The organism is uncultured Tateyamaria sp. (genome assembly GCF_947503385.1).
In the GTDB taxonomy this organism is placed as follows: domain Bacteria; phylum Pseudomonadota; class Alphaproteobacteria; order Rhodobacterales; family Rhodobacteraceae; genus Tateyamaria.
Window position 1 is genome coordinate 53,961 of sequence record NZ_CANNDO010000006.1, and the last position, 17,170, is coordinate 71,130.

Here is a 17,170-nt window from a genome sequence, read left to right on the forward strand (position 1 = left end):
TTCGGACATTTTTCCCTTTGTTTGCCTCAAACCGGGCCGTACAACCACCTTGCCCAACTGGGGGGCTTTGTCTGTGGTCATGGGGGCGACCGCACATTTTGCGTCATTGCAGACGCAGGAGGTGTGCCGTCGCGTCGGTTGTTTCGTGCAACCATGTGATCTGCATGTGGCACCGGCCTAAACCTGCCGGGCCGATGCGCATAATGCGCTCTCCTGTTTTGGTGACGTTCGATGGGGCGGTCGCGTGTGACGCGGACAAGCCTACGGGGTGTTTTTTTGGTGGTCGCGGTGGTGCGGCATGGCGTGCCGACGCCTGTGAATGGAGACGATTACAATGGCTGATAACTTCAACGATCCCTTTGCGACGAACCTCATTGGCCTGTGGGACTTTTTGAACGGTAACGAAAACGGGGACACCGGAAACGCGGACGGTCTCACACAGAATGGCACGCCCGAAAACGGCGCAAACATTTCGGGCGGACGCCTGCACCTCGATGGTCACAATGACCGCTTCGATGTCGAAGGTGACAACGGCGGACCCAACGAATCTGCATTTGACCTGAACGAAGGCACCATCTCGGTTCAGTTCACCCAAGAGGAACACATCGGCACGTCACACGATACGCTGGTCAACCGCGGCGAATACGCAGATCGCAGCAGCGAAGGCTGGTTTGGCATCCAAGTGAGCCAGGACGGCGAAGTCAAAGTCTTGCATTACGTCGATGGAGACGTAGCCGTGCTCAAGACCAGCACGAACTTCTTTGATCAGGGTGACAACGTCAAAGCGACCTATTCCTGGGACGCAAGCAGTGGACTGACCTTTACGGTCGAGAACCTGACGACGGGCGAAACGCAGGTGGTCGAAAGCGACAAAACCGGTTTCTCCATGGATATCGGCGACAACGACGACGAAATTTTCACTTTTGGAGCGCGCGAAGCGGACGACGGCAGCTACGACCAGTTCTTCAAGGGGTCCATCGACTATGTCGCCGTCTATGACCGCGATATTCAGGCTGTCGAACCTGATGGCGTGGTGGACGGCGAAGCGTCAGGTGAGCTCATGGAGCTTGGCTATGACGATGCCAACGCACCAACCAATCAGGGTGGCGACCAGATCACCGAAGGCGACGATGTCATTTTTGGCAACGGTGGTGACGATACCATCGACGGTGCGGGCGGCGACGACACAATTTATGGCGACAGCGGCACGAGCGGTGTAACCCGCGAAGTGTTCCAGTGGGACGAACAGTCTGACTTTGCCAACAACGCGGCTGTGTCCGGCTTTACGCAGGACACCGGCACTGCAAACATCACATTCTCCATTGATGCGTTCACGGGCGATCATAACGAATACGAGACAAACACCCAGAACATCACCGGTCTCGATGATCCGGAGGTCAGCGCCAGCTCGTCCTTTGAGAGCCTGCTCAATAATGCGGGTGACAGCGGCCGTTACAGCTGGGAATCCGACACGCCGTTGCAGAACGTGGAATTCCGCGTCAACGACATTGATGGTGACGGTGTCATCCGTGTGCGCGCCTTTGACGAGAACGACAACCCGATTGAGGTTATCCTGTCCGATGCCGGATCCGGTCTGACCCTGTCCGACAGCAACGGCGTACCGGGCAATGATACGGCCACAAGCAACGACAGCGACTACACCTCCGACGACAGCGCCGAACATTCGGTTCTGGTGACCATCCCCGGTCCGGTCAGCCGTTGGGAAATCATCCACGAACAGGATGGTGGCAACGATTCCGGTATCAACGTCACGGATATCGCATTTGACGCCAATGCGCCCTTTGGTGAGGCCGGCGATGATGTGATCACCGGCGGTGCCGGGTCCGACCTGATGTTTGGCGAGGACGGCGACGATACCTTCATCGTGGACGATGTGGCTGATGCAGACGGCGACACCGTTGTGGGCGGCAATGGCCCCGACGACACCAGCGACAATGATGTGCTCGACCTGCGTGGCACCGGTCAGGTGACCATTAACGCCACAACCGACGGCTCCGACAGCGGCGCCCAGTCGGGTACGGTCACATTCGAAGACGGCTCGGTCCTGACGTTCAGCCAGATCGAAACGATCCTGACCGACCCGCAGAACGAAGCACCAACCGCGAATGATGATGACATCGAGGTGGACGAGGATGGCGAGGTCACTTTTGACCCAACCGCCAACGACTTGGACCCCGATGGCGATCCGCTCGAGGTCGACAGCTTTACCCAGCCTGACAACGGCACTGTCACTCAGAACCCTGACGGCACGCTGACTTACACGCCGGACCCCGACTACAACGGTCCCGACAGCTTTGAGGTGACAATCACCGACCCAAGCGGTGAGACCAGCACTTCGACCGTCAATGTCAATGTGGCCCCCGTCAACGACGCGCCCGATGCGGTCAACGACGTGGCCGAAACGGACGAAGAAACGCCCGTCATCATCGACGTGCTTGCCAACGACACCGACGTGGACGGCGATGATCTGACGATCACAGCCGCCTCCGTGCCGACCGAACAGGGCACCGTCGACATCGTCGGCAACCAGCTGGTGTTCACGCCTGCCGAAGACTTCTTTGGCGAAGCGACGATCTCCTACTCGATCGAGGACGGCAATGGCGGCACCGACGTGGCCGAAGTCACCGTCACCGTGAACAATGTGAACGACGATCCCGTCGCCGTGGATGATATCGCGGAAACGGACGAAGACACGCCCGTCACCATCGACGTGCTCGACAATGACGAGGATGCGGATGGCGATGACCTGACGATCCTCAACGCCACGGTCCCTGCGGACCAAGGCACGGTTGAGATTGTGAACAACGAATTGGTGTTCACGCCTGCGGAGAACTTCAACGGTCCTGCGACCATCACCTACACGGTGGACGACGGCAATGGCGGCACGGATGAAGGCACCGCAACTGTTAACGTGAACCCGGTCAACGATGGTCCCACGGCCGTCGATGACAGCGCCGAAACGGACGAAGACACGCCGGTCACCATCGACGTTCTGGACAATGACACCGATCCGGACGGCGACAGCCTGACGATCACAGAAGCCAGCGTGCCCGCCGATCAGGGCACTGTGGATATCGTCAACAACGAGTTGGTGTTCACACCTGCGCCTGACTTCAACGGCGACGTGACGATCACCTACACGGTCAAAGATCCGTCGGGCGAGGAATCCACCGCCCAGGTGGCCGTCACGGTGAACCCGGTCGATGACGCGCCAGTCACCGTGGACGACGTGGCCGAAACGGACGAGGACACGCCTGTCACCATCGACCCGCTGGCCAATGACAGCGATCCCGATGGCGATCCGCTGGAGATTTCCGGCACACCCACGGCAGACAACGGCACCGTCACGGTCAACCCCGATGGCACGATCGAATACACGCCCGATCCCGATTTCAACGGCACGGACACGATCACCTACATCGCGACCGATCCCAACGGGAACGAAACCGAAGGCACGATCACGGTCACCGTGGCCCCCGTCAACGACGCACCCGATGCGGTCGATGACAGCGACACGACAGACGAAGATGTGGCAATCACTGTTGATCTGCTGGCCAATGACACGGACGTGGATGGCGACGATCTGACCGTGACCGAAGCGACGCTGGCCGATCCGTCGACGGGTACGCTGGACGACAATGGCGACGGCACCGTCACCTTCACACCTGCGCCGAACTTCAACGGTCCTGTGGTGATCAACTACACGATCTCCGACGGCAATGGCGGCACCGACAGCGCGATCCACACGATCAATGTGGCGCCGCAAGGTGACGCGCCGGTCACCGTGGACGACACGGCGGAAACCGATGAAGACACGCCTGTCACCATCGATCCGCTGGCCAACGACTCTGATCCTGATGGCGACCCGCTGGAAATTTCCGGCACGCCGGTGGCAGAGAATGGCACCGTCACGGTCAACCCCGATGGCACGATCGAATACACGCCGGATCCCGATTTCAACGGCACCGACACGATCACCTACATCGCCGAGGACCCCGAAGGGAACCAGACCGAAGGCACGATCACGGTCACGGTGGCCCCCGTCAACGACGCGCCCGATGCGGTCAACGACGTGGCCGAGACGGACGAAGAAACGCCCGTCACCATCGACGTGCTTGCCAACGACACCGACGTGGACGGCGACGATCTGACGATCACAGCCGCCTCCGTGCCGACCGAACAGGGCACCGTCGACATCGTCGGCAACCAGCTGGTGTTCACGCCTGCCGAAGACTTCTTTGGCGAAGCGACGATCTCCTACTCGATCGAGGACGGCAATGGCGGCACCGACGTCGCCGAAGTCACCGTCACCGTGAACAATGTGAACGACGATCCCGTCGCTGTGGATGACATCGCGGAAACGGACGAAGACACGCCCGTCACCATCGACGTGCTCGACAATGACGAGGATGCGGATGGCGATGACCTGACGATTCTCAACGCCACGGTCCCTGCGGACCAAGGCACGGTCGAGATTGTGAACAACGAATTGGTGTTCACGCCTGCGGAGAACTTCAACGGTCCTGCGACCATCACCTACACGGTGGACGACGGCAATGGCGGCACGGATGAAGGTCAGGCGCTGGTCAATGTGGGTGCTGTGAACGATGGCCCGACGGCCAACGACGACACCGAGACCACGGATGAGGACACGCCTGTCACCATCGATGTGATTGGCAATGACGAAGACCCCGATGGCGATGATCTGACGATCACAGCCGCCTCCGTGCCTGCCGATCAGGGCACCGTGGATATCGTCAATAACGAGCTGGTGTTCACCCCCGCCGAGAACTTCAACGGCGAAGCAACGATCAGCTACTCGATCACCGACGGCAATGGCGGCACAGACAGCGCTGAAGTGCTGGTTACTGTGAACCCGGTCAATGATGATCCGGTCGCCGTGGATGATATCGAAACCACGGACGAAGACGTGGCCGTTGTCGTGGACCTGCTGGGCAATGACAGTGATGTGGATGGCGACGATCTGACCATCGCGTCGCTGAGTGTCGATCCAGCCGAGGGCACTGTTGTTGACAATGGTGACGGCACCGTCACCTTTACGCCGGCACTGAATTTCAACGGTCCGGCGACAATCACCTACACTGTGTCTGACGGCAATGGTGGCACAGACGAAGGCGAAGCCGTTATCTCGGTGGGCGCGGTCAACGACAGCCCCGTCGCCGAAGACGACACCGCCGAGACGGATGAAGACACGCCAGTCACCATTTCCGTCCTCGACAACGATAGTGATCCCGATGGCGACCCGCTCAGCGTGGTCTCTGCCACTGTTCCGCCGGAGCAGGGCACGGTCGAGATTGTGAACGACGAACTGGTGTTCACCCCCGCTGACGATTTCAACGGCGAGGCGACGATCACCTACACCATCACCGATGGGAACGGGCTCAACGACACGGCGGATGTGGTTGTCACGGTGAACCCGGTCAACGATGCACCTGTCACCGTGGACGACGTGGCCGAAACGGACGAGGACACACCTGTCACCATCGACCCGCTGGCCAATGACAGCGATCCCGATGGCGATCCGCTGGAGATTTCCGGCACACCCACGGCCGATAACGGCACCGTGACGGTCAATCCGGACGGCACCATTGAATACACGCCCGATGCCGATTTCAACGGCACGGACACGATCACCTATATCGCGACCGATCCCAACGGGAACGAAACCGAAGGCACGATCACGGTCACGGTGACCCCGGTCAACGACGCACCCGATGCGGTCGATGACAGCGACACCACCGACGAAGACACCCCCGTGATCGTTGACCTGCTGGCCAATGACACGGATGTGGATGGCGACGACATCTCGGTGGTGGAGGCGACCGTGCCTGCCGATCAGGGCACGCTGGAGGAGAACCCCGACGGGACCTTTACCTTTACCCCAGCGCCCGATTTCAACGGCACGGCCACGATCACCTACACGATCGAGGACGAGGAAGGCCTGCAAGATACGGCCATCCACACGGTCGAGGTGACACCGGTCGATGACGCGCCTGTGGCCGAGGATGATGTTGCGGAAACCGATGAAGACACGCCGGTGACCATTGACGTTCTTGCCAATGACGAAGACCCCGATGGCGACGATCTGACGGTCACCGAAGCGACGTCTCCGAACGGGACCGTGGACATCAATCCCGATGGCACGATCACCTTCACACCGGACGAGAACTTTAACGGCCCGACCACCATCACCTACACCGTGCAGGACCCGGACGGGAACGAAGACACGGCGACGGTTGATGTGAATGTGGTGCCGGTGAATGACGCACCCGAAGCGGTCGATGACAGTGACACGACACCCTTCAACACGCCGGTCACCGTTGCCGTTCTCGACAACGACTTCGACGTGGATGGCGACGACATCACCGTGGTCGACGCGACCTCGCCGGACGGGACTGTGGACGTCAACCCCGATGGCACGATCACCTTTACCCCCAATGACGGGTTCGAAGGTGTTGCGACAATCGCCTATACGATCGAGGATGAGGAAGGTCTGCAAGACACGGCCGAAGTTCTGATCACGGTCCAAGACGATCCGCGTGACGGCATCGTGTCGGGCACCGATGATGGTGAGCTGATCGACGAGGACTATGACGGCGATCCCGAGGGTGACTTTGTCGACAATGCCGACAACATCTTTGACCCGAACAACCCGCTGACCGAAGACGACGACATCATCGAAGCGGGTGGTGGCAACGACACCATCCTTGCAGGCGAAGGCGCGGATTCGGTCAACGCAGGCGAGGGTGACGATCAGGTCCATGGTGGGCCCGGCAACGACACCATCAACGGCGAAGAGGGCAATGACACCATCGCAGGTGGTGCCGGAGATGATGTGGTCGACGGCGGTGCCGACGATGACGACATCCGAACCGGTGACGGCAGTGACACTGTCGAAGGTGGCACAGGCAATGATGTCATCGACACCAGCAACGGTGAATTTGCGCCTGACCTCGGCTTCCCGAATGACGATGGCACGCCGGCCCCCGGCTTCCCCTTCGGCTTTGCGGCAGATGACGCTCCGGACGACGATCGCGATTTTGTCGACGGTGGCGAAGGTGACGACACCATTTCCACCGGCGACGATGCCGACACCATCATCGGTGGCGACGGCAATGACGTGATCGACGGTGGCATTGACGATGACATCATCGACGGTGACGACACGACCAACCCCGACGTTGGCGGCGATGACCGCATTGTCGGCGGCGAGGGCAATGACCTCATCACTGGTGGCGTCGGTGACGACACTATCTATGCCGGCAATGACCCCGATCTGGGCCTTGACCAGCTGAACATCGAGGATGACGGGACCAACCCGCTCTTCCCGGCGGATCCGGTGCCGAACAATGGCATGGACACGGTGTTTGGTGGCGAAGGCAACGACGTGATCTTTGGTGCCGACGATGACGATGAACTTTTTGGTGACGAAGGCAACGACACCATCGACGGCGGCATCGACGACGACCTTATCGGTGGCGGTGAAGACGAAGACTTGCTGATCGGCGGGCAGGGCGAAGACACCCTGATCGGCGGCACGGGCAACGATACGCTTGATGGCGGCGACGGCGACGATGACCTGCTTGGCGGCGATGACCGCGATCTGTTCATCAACGTCAATGCGGGTGATGTGGTTGACGGGAACGAGGGCGGCGACGACTTTGACACGCTCGACCTGACCGACTCCGCGCCTGAAAACGGCTCGCTCCAGGTGGTGTTCGACCCGAGCAACGTTGAAAACGGTGTGGTCAATTACTTTGACGAGAACGGGGATCAGGTTGGTTCGCTGACCTTCTCCAACATCGAAAACGTCATTCCCTGCTTTACCCCCGGCACGCTGATTGCGACGCCGAAGGGTGAGCGCCGTGTGGAAGACCTGAAGGTCGGCGACCGGGTGATCACCCGCGACAACGGCATTCAGGAAATCCGCTGGGTGGGTCAACGCGAGATGACCGGGGCCGATCTGGAGGCTGCGCCGAACTTCAAGCCGGTGTTGATCCAACAAGGTGCCTTGGGCAAAGGTCTGCCTGAGCGTGACATGCTTGTGTCGCCGCAGCACCGCGTGCTGATGTCAGGCGAAAAGACAGAGCTGTATTTCGACGAAAGCGAAGTGCTTGTGGCGGCCAAACACCTGACCGGCATGGATGGCATCGACGTGGTGGACGTGTCGGGAACGACCTACATCCATGTGATGTTTGACCAGCACGAAGTGATCCTGTCTGACGGCGCATGGACCGAAAGTTTCCAACCGGGTGATATGACACTTGGGGCGATGGGGGATGCGCAACGCGCGGAAATCATCGCGCTCTTCCCCGAGCTGGAAACAGCCGATGGCGTCGAGGCCTACAGTGCCGCACGGCGCAGCCTGAAAAAGCACGAGGCACGCCTGCTGACCCAATAAACCGGGTCCATCCCGTTCACCTGATATGCAGCACCCCGCGCGTGATTCGCGCGGGGCGCGAAAAACGGGGCGCGGGGGCGCACCCGTTTTTCGTGTTCAATCGGCGGGATTTCGCAGGATTGTTTCCGCTGTGACAGGGTGCGGGTCTGCGATGCGGCGCCAAAGCGCCTGAATTTTACGCGAGTCAACTATCACGGAAAGTTTCCCCCTGAATTCGAACCAACTTCGAATTAAATCTGAAGCAGACACGTTGTGTACGTGTCGGGCCCTGTCCGACACGCGCGATTGAGTATCAGATGGGGGCTGCTGCCATGCCGGTTATAAATGGAACGCCGAACGACGACACGATTCCGGGCACGAACGAAGACGATACGATCAACGCCGGAAACGGTCAGGATTTGGTTTCCGGCGAAGGCGGCGATGACAGCATCCTTGGCGGCGACGGCAACGATACGCTGTTTGGGGACGTGGGCGAGGGGACGGCCCCCGGTCAGGATGCATCACCGCTTGTCATCGACATCGGCAATCTGGTGACGGCGGACAATGCGGACAACAACGTAAGCGCCGGTGATTCAGCCGTCTATCGCAATGTCACGCAACTGGAGGACGGCACCCAGGTTTCGGCACGGATCGTTCTTGTTTCAAAATCGGATCCGAACCTGCGCGTTGATCTGTCGGGGGGCGACGGATCCGAAATCCTGATGAACGGGAACGGCACCGGCGACACGGCGGCGTTCCGTATGGAGTTTTTCATTCCCAGTGCGGGCGATCCCACAACCGGCACACCGGTGGCGATCAACTCGGTCGCGACGATCAACGACCTTGACCGGAACAGCCCCGGCGACCGCGAGGCGGTGATCCTGAACGAAAGCAGCTTCACCGCTTTTGCGACGTCCAGTGATACGTCGCTGGATGTGACGCAAAGCGGCGGCACCGTCACGGCGGCGGGCACCGAGGGGAACAATCCTTCTGATCAGGATGCGTGGTTCAGTGCGTCCTTCGAGAACCGCGAATTCATCGAGTTTTCGCTGGAGGCACGAACGACAAATTCCGGGTTTTCCTTTTCGGGTGATCTGATTGACGATGCGGTTGTGACGCCCATTGACGCAGGCGATGACACAATCGACGGCGGCGGCGGTCAGGATCAGATTTTTGGGCAAGGTGGTGACGATAGCCTCACAGGGGGCAGCGGAAATGACACATTAGATGGCGGCGAAGGCAGCGACATCCTCGACGGTGGCACGGGGCAGGATCTTGTCGAAGGGGGCGCGGGCGCAGACACGCTGACTGGCGGGCAGGGTGACGACACGCTGCGTGGCGGCGATGGCGAAGACGCAATCACACTGGGCCCCGACAACGATCTGGCCGAAGGTGGACAGGGGTCGGACCGGTTCACCTTTGACGGGCTGGGCAATCACAATATCATTGGCGGCGAAGACGCGGACGGGCTCGACGTCGATGTGCTGGACCTGACAGGCGTGCGCGCCAACGTCATCCCGGACGGGCCAGATTCCGAATCCGGTCTGGTCGAGTTGCTGGACGACAATGGCAATGTGGCCCGCCGCGTGACCTATTCCGAGATCGAACAGATTATCATCTGTTTCACGCCGGGCACCCGCATTGCGACCCAGAAAGGCGAAGTGGCGGTCGAGGATCTGCGCTCGGGCGACAAGGTCTTTACCCGCGACAACGGATTGCAGCCCTTGCGCTGGGTCGGGCGTCGCGATCTGACTGCGGCGGAGTTGCACATCGTGCCGGACTTTCAGCCGGTGCTGATCCGCCAAGGTGCCTTGGGCAAGGGGCTGCCGGAGCGTGATATGCTGGTGTCACCGCAACACCGAATGCTGATCACCTCTGATCTGGCAGAGTTAATGTTCGAAGAGCGCGAGGTGCTGGTGCCTGCAAAACACCTGACGGGTCTCGACGGTGTTGACGTGGTGCGCGCGCAGCAGGTCAGCTATCTGCACCTGATGTTTGATCACCACGAAGTGGTGCTGGCCGACGGCGCGTGGTCCGAAAGTTTCCAACCGGCGGATCGCACGTTGAAGGGGATCGGCGACACGCAACGGGCTGAAATCATGTCTCTTTTCCCTGAGCTGGAGACGTTGGCGGGCTTGGACGTATATGGCGCGGCGCGGCTGTCGCTCAAGCGGCACGAGGCGGAGTTGCTGGTCAATCGCCTGCGGTAGACGCCCGCCACGCGGCCCAATCCTCGGGCGTGTCGAGGTCGAGCCGCGCGCGCTGGCCTGCCAGCGGAACGAGACATGTGTCGGCCTTGCACTGAGCGAGAATATGCTGCCCGCCGGTATCCCCGGTGAGGGTGGCAAAATCTGAAAACAGGTCCGCGCGGATGATCAGCGGATGGCCCGGTTTGCCGTCTTGGGTCGCGCCGCGCCAGATGCGCGCGTTTGGGTGGGTCTGGACCGCGCCCATGACGGCTTTCAAATCGCTGACGGTGATGTCCGGCAAATCGGCAAGCAGGATCATTGCGGTTGGCGTGTCCGGCCCAAGGGTTGCGATGAGCCGTCGCAGACTTGCGGCCATCCCTTCGTCCGCATCAGGCACATCAATCGCCCGTGCCGGTGGGGCCACGCAGGCGTAGCGCGGATGCGGTGCGGCTGGCAGGGCAACGCGTACGTCTTCACTGACAGACAGCGCCCGGCGCACCTGACGCGCCAGCAACGGAACACCGTCTATATCCATCAGCAATTTGTCTTGGCCCCGCATCCGAAAGGAAGCACCGGCGGCGAGGATAAGGACAGGCATCATGGCCCGACACTACTGTGCGCAACGCAGTGCAGCAACGTGGCCGTGATCCAACGGACGCGCTGACGCGCGACGACATTGTGAAAACACCACGCCACCGGTTTGCGCGTTGGATGGCGTCATCCCCGCATCGCGGTGCCGTCCGGGTCAAAGAGCGGCGTGGTGATGCGGCGGGCAGAACGCATCTGGCCGAGGATTTCGATGTCGACCCGCTCCGTGTTGGTGCAGCGGTCCGTCGGGAGAAAGCCAAGGGCGACAGACGCGCCCGCATGGTGCGAATACCCGCCCGAGGTGCAAAACCCAACGACCTGACCCTCCAGCCATATGGGTTCATATCCGTGCACATCCGCATCGTCCGCATCCACGATAAAGGCACAAAGCGTCCGGGACGGCGCGGTCTGTGCCAGTTCCGCATAGGCTGTGCGCCCGATAAAGTCGGGTTTTTTGTCGAAGGGAATGAACCGGTCGAGGCCGGTTTCAAACGGGGTGTAATCTGGAGAAAACTCCGAAAGCCATGAGCCAAAGAACCGGTCAAGCCGCAGAGACATCATCGCCCGCATCCCAAAAGGCGTGATACCATGTGGCTGCCCGGCGGCCCACAAGGTCCACCACAAGGCGCGGTGCTGGGTTGCGTCGCAATACACCTCGAACCCCAGATCACCGGTATAGGACAAACGCTGCACGATGCAGTCCACCTGTCCAACGGACATACGCACGACGTCCATGAACCGGATATGCCCAAGATCTTGGCCGCACGCCGCCTCAAGCACTTTGCGGGCATTCGGACCTGCGATCTGGAACCCGGTGCGGCAGTCGGAGATATTGTCAATCTGCACCCCGTCCTGATGGGCGAGGAACCAGCGCATGTGGACAGCTTGAGCGCCGTAGGACCCGGTAATCTGGAACGCGTCTTCGCTCAGGCAGGACAGCGTGAAATCCCCGATGATGCGGGCATTGGGTGACAACATGGGCGACAGGCTGACCCGGCCCGGTTGCGGCACGCGACCGGCAAAGATGCGGTCCATCCAAGCGCGGGCCGTGGGGCCGGTGACTTGGTACTTTCCGAAATTCTGCAATTCGTTGATGCCGACGCTGCCGCGCACCGCCTTGACCTCGCGGGCGGTGGCCGCAAAGGCGTCGGACCGGCGAAAAGACGGGGTTTCATAGCCGGGCTCACCGTCTTGGGCGAAGTAGTTGGGCACTTCGAGCCCAAATTGGTGGCCCCAGACAGCGCCCAGATCGCTGAAGATGTCGTACATGGCGGTCGTGGCATGGGGCCGGGCGGCTGGCAGTTCCTCGTTTGGATAGGCGACCGAAAACCGCTTTTGGTAGTTTTCTACGACTTTGGGGCGCGTGTAACCGGGGCCGATCCAATCGCCATAGCGGGCGACGTCCATCGCGGTCACATCCCGGTCGCATTCGCCTTGGATCATCCATTGCGCCAGCATAAGGCCCACACCGCCACCTTGGCTGAACCCGGCCATAACACCGCAGGCAGACCACAGCCCATGACGGCCGGGGATTGGCCCCACCAGCGGATTGCCATCGGGTGCAAAGGTGAAGGGGCCGTGGATCACCGATTTGACACCCGCCCGTTCCAGCACGGGGAACCGTTTGTAAGCAAAATCAACGCTGTCAGCGATTTTGTCAAAGTCATCTGGCAAAAGTTCATGGCCAAAGGTCCACGGCGTGCCATCAACGGCCCAAGGTTTACAAGGTTGTTCATAAAATCCGATGCACAGCCCGCGCCCCTCTTGCCGGAGGTAGCTTTCACCGGCGGGGTCCATCACATGCGGATGCTCTGAGTCGCGTTCATAGATGTCTGCGATGTCGTCGGTGACAAGGTACTGATGCTCCATCGGGTGAAGCGGCAGGTAGGTGCCCATCATCGCGCCTACCTCGCGGGCCCACAGCCCTGCGGCATTGACCACGTGTTCGGTCTGAATGGTGCCCTTGTCGGTCACCACGTCCCAGCCATCCGCGCCTCTGTTGACCTCAAGCACCTTGCACTGTGTTTCAATCGTCGCACCGCCCATGCGCGCGGCCTTGGCATAGGCGTGGGTGGTGCCGGACGGATCGAGGTGGCCGTCCAGCGGATCATAGAGCGCGCCGATAATACCGTCGGTGTTGGTGATCGGGGCGATTTCCCGGATCTCGTCGGGGCCGATGATCTCGGTTTCGAGCCCCATAAAACGGTGCTTGGCCCGTTCGGCCAGCAGCATGTCAAAGCGGTCGCGGTTGTCGGCCAGCGTGATGCCGCCCACATGGTGCAGACCGCAGGACATGCCTGTGATCTCTTCCAGCTCCTTGTACAGCTTGATCGTGTAGCCTTGCAGGGCGGCCATGTTCGTGTCGCCGTTAAGCGTGTGGAACCCGCCCGCCGCGTGCCAGGTCGAACCGGACGTCAACTCGGACCGTTCCACCAGCATGACGTCGGACCAGCCCAGCTTGGTCAGGTGATACAGAACAGAAGCGCCGACGACGCCGCCACCGATGACAACGACACGAGAGGTGGATTTCATGATGCAAGCCTTTCAGGGGCGGATCAGCCCTTGGCGCAGAGTGTATGGGGCGAGTCATGGCAAGGAAATGGCGCTTGCGACATGTGGTGTCGCGAATTGTCTATGCCGACCGCTTGGCCGCGGCACGCCACGTGGCCAGCTTGCGCCGTACCCTGAGGATCAGAAAACGTCGCAGCCAATAGGGCACGTCCAGACGTTTGAGAAGCCGCAGGCGTTGCAGGACCTGCTTGCGATACGAGCGTTGCAGGCTCCGATGCGTGACCGATTCCGGCGGAAAGTGGTCGAGATGTCGCTGAATGTCGCCGATCAGATCATCAACGTCGTGCCCCGCCGCAGCAAGCTTGCGCGCAAACTGCAATTCGCGCCGGATACAGACCTTTTCCACACGAACACGCAACGCTTCATCATATCCGATGCCACGGGTGAACAGACGCGCGTGGCACATCTCGTGCAGGATACACAGCGCAATTTCGGTCACGTCGGCCTGTAAGATCGTGCTGGCGCCGATAAAGCATGTGCGGGTGGGATGGTTGTACCACGCGGCAGCATAGCTTGTCGCCTCGGCTGCAATGCCGCCGGGCAGGTACGTGGGCAAATGCGCACGGCTCACCGGGTCAACCTGCGCAACAAGGTCCACCGCCTTTTGCAGAACACCGAGGGCACCGTCAGGCGCGGCGGAGTGTATGCGCTACACAATCGCTCGATGCTGATGGTGATCGAACAGCAGCGCGTGCGCGCGGCGCACAAAGCGCGCGCGCACCCGGCGCGGTATCTGAGCGATCTGAGACAGTCGGGCAATCATGCGAAACGGGCTTTTCCCTCGTGGTGCGGGCTGTAACGTGACGGACGAAACGGGCATCAATGTGGGCGCGGTTCGGCGTTTTCTGGAATTCACGCGGGCAACTGCGACATATTTTCGAAATTGCGACACCTGATGTCGGGAACTTGCAACTGCGCAGCCCACTGGCGTTCCAGCGTGGCACCAAGATCAGGGAGACAATCATGCGAACCCATGCACAGGCGGTGGTCATCGGAGGCGGGGTGATCGGGTGTTCGATCCTGTATCACCTGACCAAGCTGGGCTGGACGGATGTTGTCCTGCTGGAGCGGGATGAACTGACCTCAGGCTCCACTTGGCACGCTGCGGCCAACATCCACGGGCTGCATGACAGCACCAATATCAGCCGGATTCAGCATTATACGATGGGTTTGTATAAAGAGCTTGAGCAGGAGACGGGGCAGGGCTGTGGCGTGTTTCAGCCCGGATCGCTCTATCTGGCACAGACAGAGGCGCGGGTGCATCAACTGCGGCTGCAAGCGGCCAAGGCCAAGCTCTACGGTATGAACTTTCACGAGATCGACCGGGCAGAGGCGGAGCGGCTGCACCCGATGGTCGATTTCGACGGCATCCGCTGCATCATGTGGGAACCCGATGGCGGCAATGTGGACCCCTCCGGCGTGACAAATGCCTATGCCGCAGGCGCGCGCCGGAACGGGGCAGAGATCATCCGGTTTTGCCCGGTCACAGGGACCGAAGCGCAGGCGGACGGCACGTGGATTGTGCGCACCGAAAAAGGGGATATCGCGACACCGTGGGTGGTGAACGCAGCCGGTCTTTGGGGACGTGAGGTTGCTGCGATGGCTGGTGTATCGCTGCCGCTGTTGCCGACGGAACATCAGTATTTTGTAACCGAAACCATCGCCGAGATCGCAGGGATGGATCGCCGCCTGCCATCGGTCGCGGACCGCGATGGCGAGTATTACCTGCGTCAGGAGGGGCAGGGGCTGTTGGTGGGGGCCTATGAAAAGGACGTGCGGTTCTGGGCTGAGGACGGCACGCCGCAGGGCTTTGGCCACGAGCTTTTTGCCGATGATCTGGAGCGGATCGAAGACAACATGATGCGCGCCATCGACCGGGTTCCGGCGGTGGGTACGGCGGGGATCAAACGGGTGATCAACGGTCCGATGATCTGGTCACCGGATTCAAACGTCCTTTTTGGACCCGTGCCGGAACTGACTGGTTATTTCTGCTGCAACGGGATCATTCCGGGCTTTTCGCAGTCGGGCGGCATGGGGCTGTTGGCAGCGCAGTGGATGGTCGAGGGCGAGACGCACTACGATATGTTCGCGTGGGACGTGGCACGCTTTGGCACATGGGCTGGCAAGGATTTCACCAAGGCGCGTGTGGGTGACCAATACGCGCACCGGTTCAAAATCCACTTTCCGGGCGAGGAACGCGATGCCGGGCGGCCCGTACGCACACGGCCCGCCTACGACCTCCAGCGCGAAATGGGTGCGCAGATGGGATTGAACTACGGGTGGGAGCATCCGCTTTACTTTGGCGATGTGCCAGACACCGCGGGTTTCACGCGCCAGCCGTGGTGGGATGTGGTCGGGGCCGAATGCCGTATGCTGCGCGACCGGGCCGGGATCATAGATATTTCGAACTTTGCAAAGTACCGCGTGGCGGGTCCGGGTGCCGAACACTGGTTGAACGCCGTCTTTGCCAATCGGATGCCGCAGACCGTCGGGCGGTCGTGCCTGACCCCGCTGATCGGAAAACGGGGCGGGATCGCCGGTGATTTCACGGTTACGCGGCTGGCCGAGGACGTATTCTGGGTTATCGGATCGGGCATGGCGGAACGCTATCACCAGCGCTTTTTTAATGCTGTGCCACTGCCCGATCGCACCGTCTTTGAAAGCCTGACAGATACGTGGTGTGGGTTCAATGTTGCGGGACCGCAAAGCCGGGCGTTGCTGTCACGGCTGACCAACACATCGCTGGAGACGGCGGATTTTCCGTTTATGCGCTCGGCGGTAATTGAACTTGCCGGGGTCGAAGTCCTTGCGCTGCGCGTGTCGTTTACCGGAGATTTGGGATGGGAACTGCACTGCGCGCAGGCCGATCAGGCGCGGTTGTACCAGTCGCTTATCGCGGCGGGGCAACCCTTGGGCGCGGGGCCAGTGGGCAGCCGTGCATTGATGAGCCTGCGGGTCGAAAAGGGGTATGGTTCGTGGAGCCGGGAATACAGTCCAGAATATTGGCCCCACGAGGTCGGTCTGGACCGGCTGATCAAACGGGACAAAGATTTTCTCAACAAGGCAGCGGTGGAGCGTGTGTTGTCCCAACCGCCGCGCGAATCACTCGTCATACTGGCGTTGGACGGAGCGCAAACAGACGCCTCCCAAGCAGATGTGAGCGGCGGTGAGCCTATCTTTTTGAACGGGCGCGGTGTCGGTCGGGTCACGTCGGGGGCCTATGGTTACACCGTCAATCAAAGCCTCGCACTGGGATATGTGAGCGGAATTGAGCCGGGCACAGAGGTCGAGGTCATGTTGCTCGGAGAGCCGCATCGCGCAACTATACTTGACCTTCCGCCGTTCGACCCGGACGGGAAAAGATTGCGCGCATAACGGGTTACACGGAATGCGGGAGGCG

Annotated in this window: 6 protein-coding genes; 3 read left to right on the forward strand and 3 right to left on the reverse strand. The window is 60.7% G+C overall.

The genetic code is table 11. The features are described from left to right. Positions 1 to 334 precede the first annotated feature (334 nt). Positions 335 to 8,443: an Ig-like domain-containing protein gene (locus Q1A85_RS17555; RefSeq protein ID WP_299692465.1), complete on the forward strand. Its 8,109-nt coding sequence runs from the start codon at positions 335 to 337 to the stop codon at positions 8,441 to 8,443. Between the two features lie 311 nt (positions 8,444 to 8,754). Beyond that, complete coding sequence (locus Q1A85_RS17560) at positions 8,755 to 10,632, forward strand: Hint domain-containing protein (RefSeq protein ID WP_299692467.1); 1,878 nt, start codon at positions 8,755 to 8,757, stop codon at positions 10,630 to 10,632. Here Q1A85_RS17560 and Q1A85_RS17565 read toward each other — a convergent pair. The 3 genes from Q1A85_RS17565 to Q1A85_RS17575 all read right to left on the reverse strand — a co-directional run bounded on the left by Q1A85_RS17565 (position 10,616) and on the right by Q1A85_RS17575 (position 14,368). Further along, entirely contained in the window at positions 10,616 to 11,212 is a 597-nt protein-coding gene (locus tag Q1A85_RS17565) for a nucleotidyltransferase family protein (RefSeq protein WP_299692470.1), read from the reverse strand. The two genes, Q1A85_RS17560 and Q1A85_RS17565, sit on opposite strands and share 17 nt — an antisense overlap. Before the next feature lie 116 nt (positions 11,213 to 11,328). Continuing rightward, complete coding sequence (locus Q1A85_RS17570) at positions 11,329 to 13,731, reverse strand: FAD-dependent oxidoreductase (RefSeq protein WP_299692473.1); 2,403 nt, start codon at positions 13,729 to 13,731, stop codon at positions 11,329 to 11,331. A gap of 100 nt (positions 13,732 to 13,831) precedes the next feature. Then, positions 13,832 to 14,368: a hypothetical protein gene (locus tag Q1A85_RS17575; RefSeq protein ID WP_299692476.1), complete on the reverse strand. Its 537-nt coding sequence runs from the start codon at positions 14,366 to 14,368 to the stop codon at positions 13,832 to 13,834. A 365-nt stretch (positions 14,369 to 14,733) separates the two neighbouring features. Between Q1A85_RS17575 and Q1A85_RS17580 the strand changes: the two genes are divergently transcribed. Next, entirely contained in the window at positions 14,734 to 17,145 is a 2,412-nt protein-coding gene (locus tag Q1A85_RS17580) for an FAD-dependent oxidoreductase (RefSeq protein WP_299692479.1), read from the forward strand. The last annotated feature ends 25 nt before the right edge of the window (positions 17,146 to 17,170 follow it).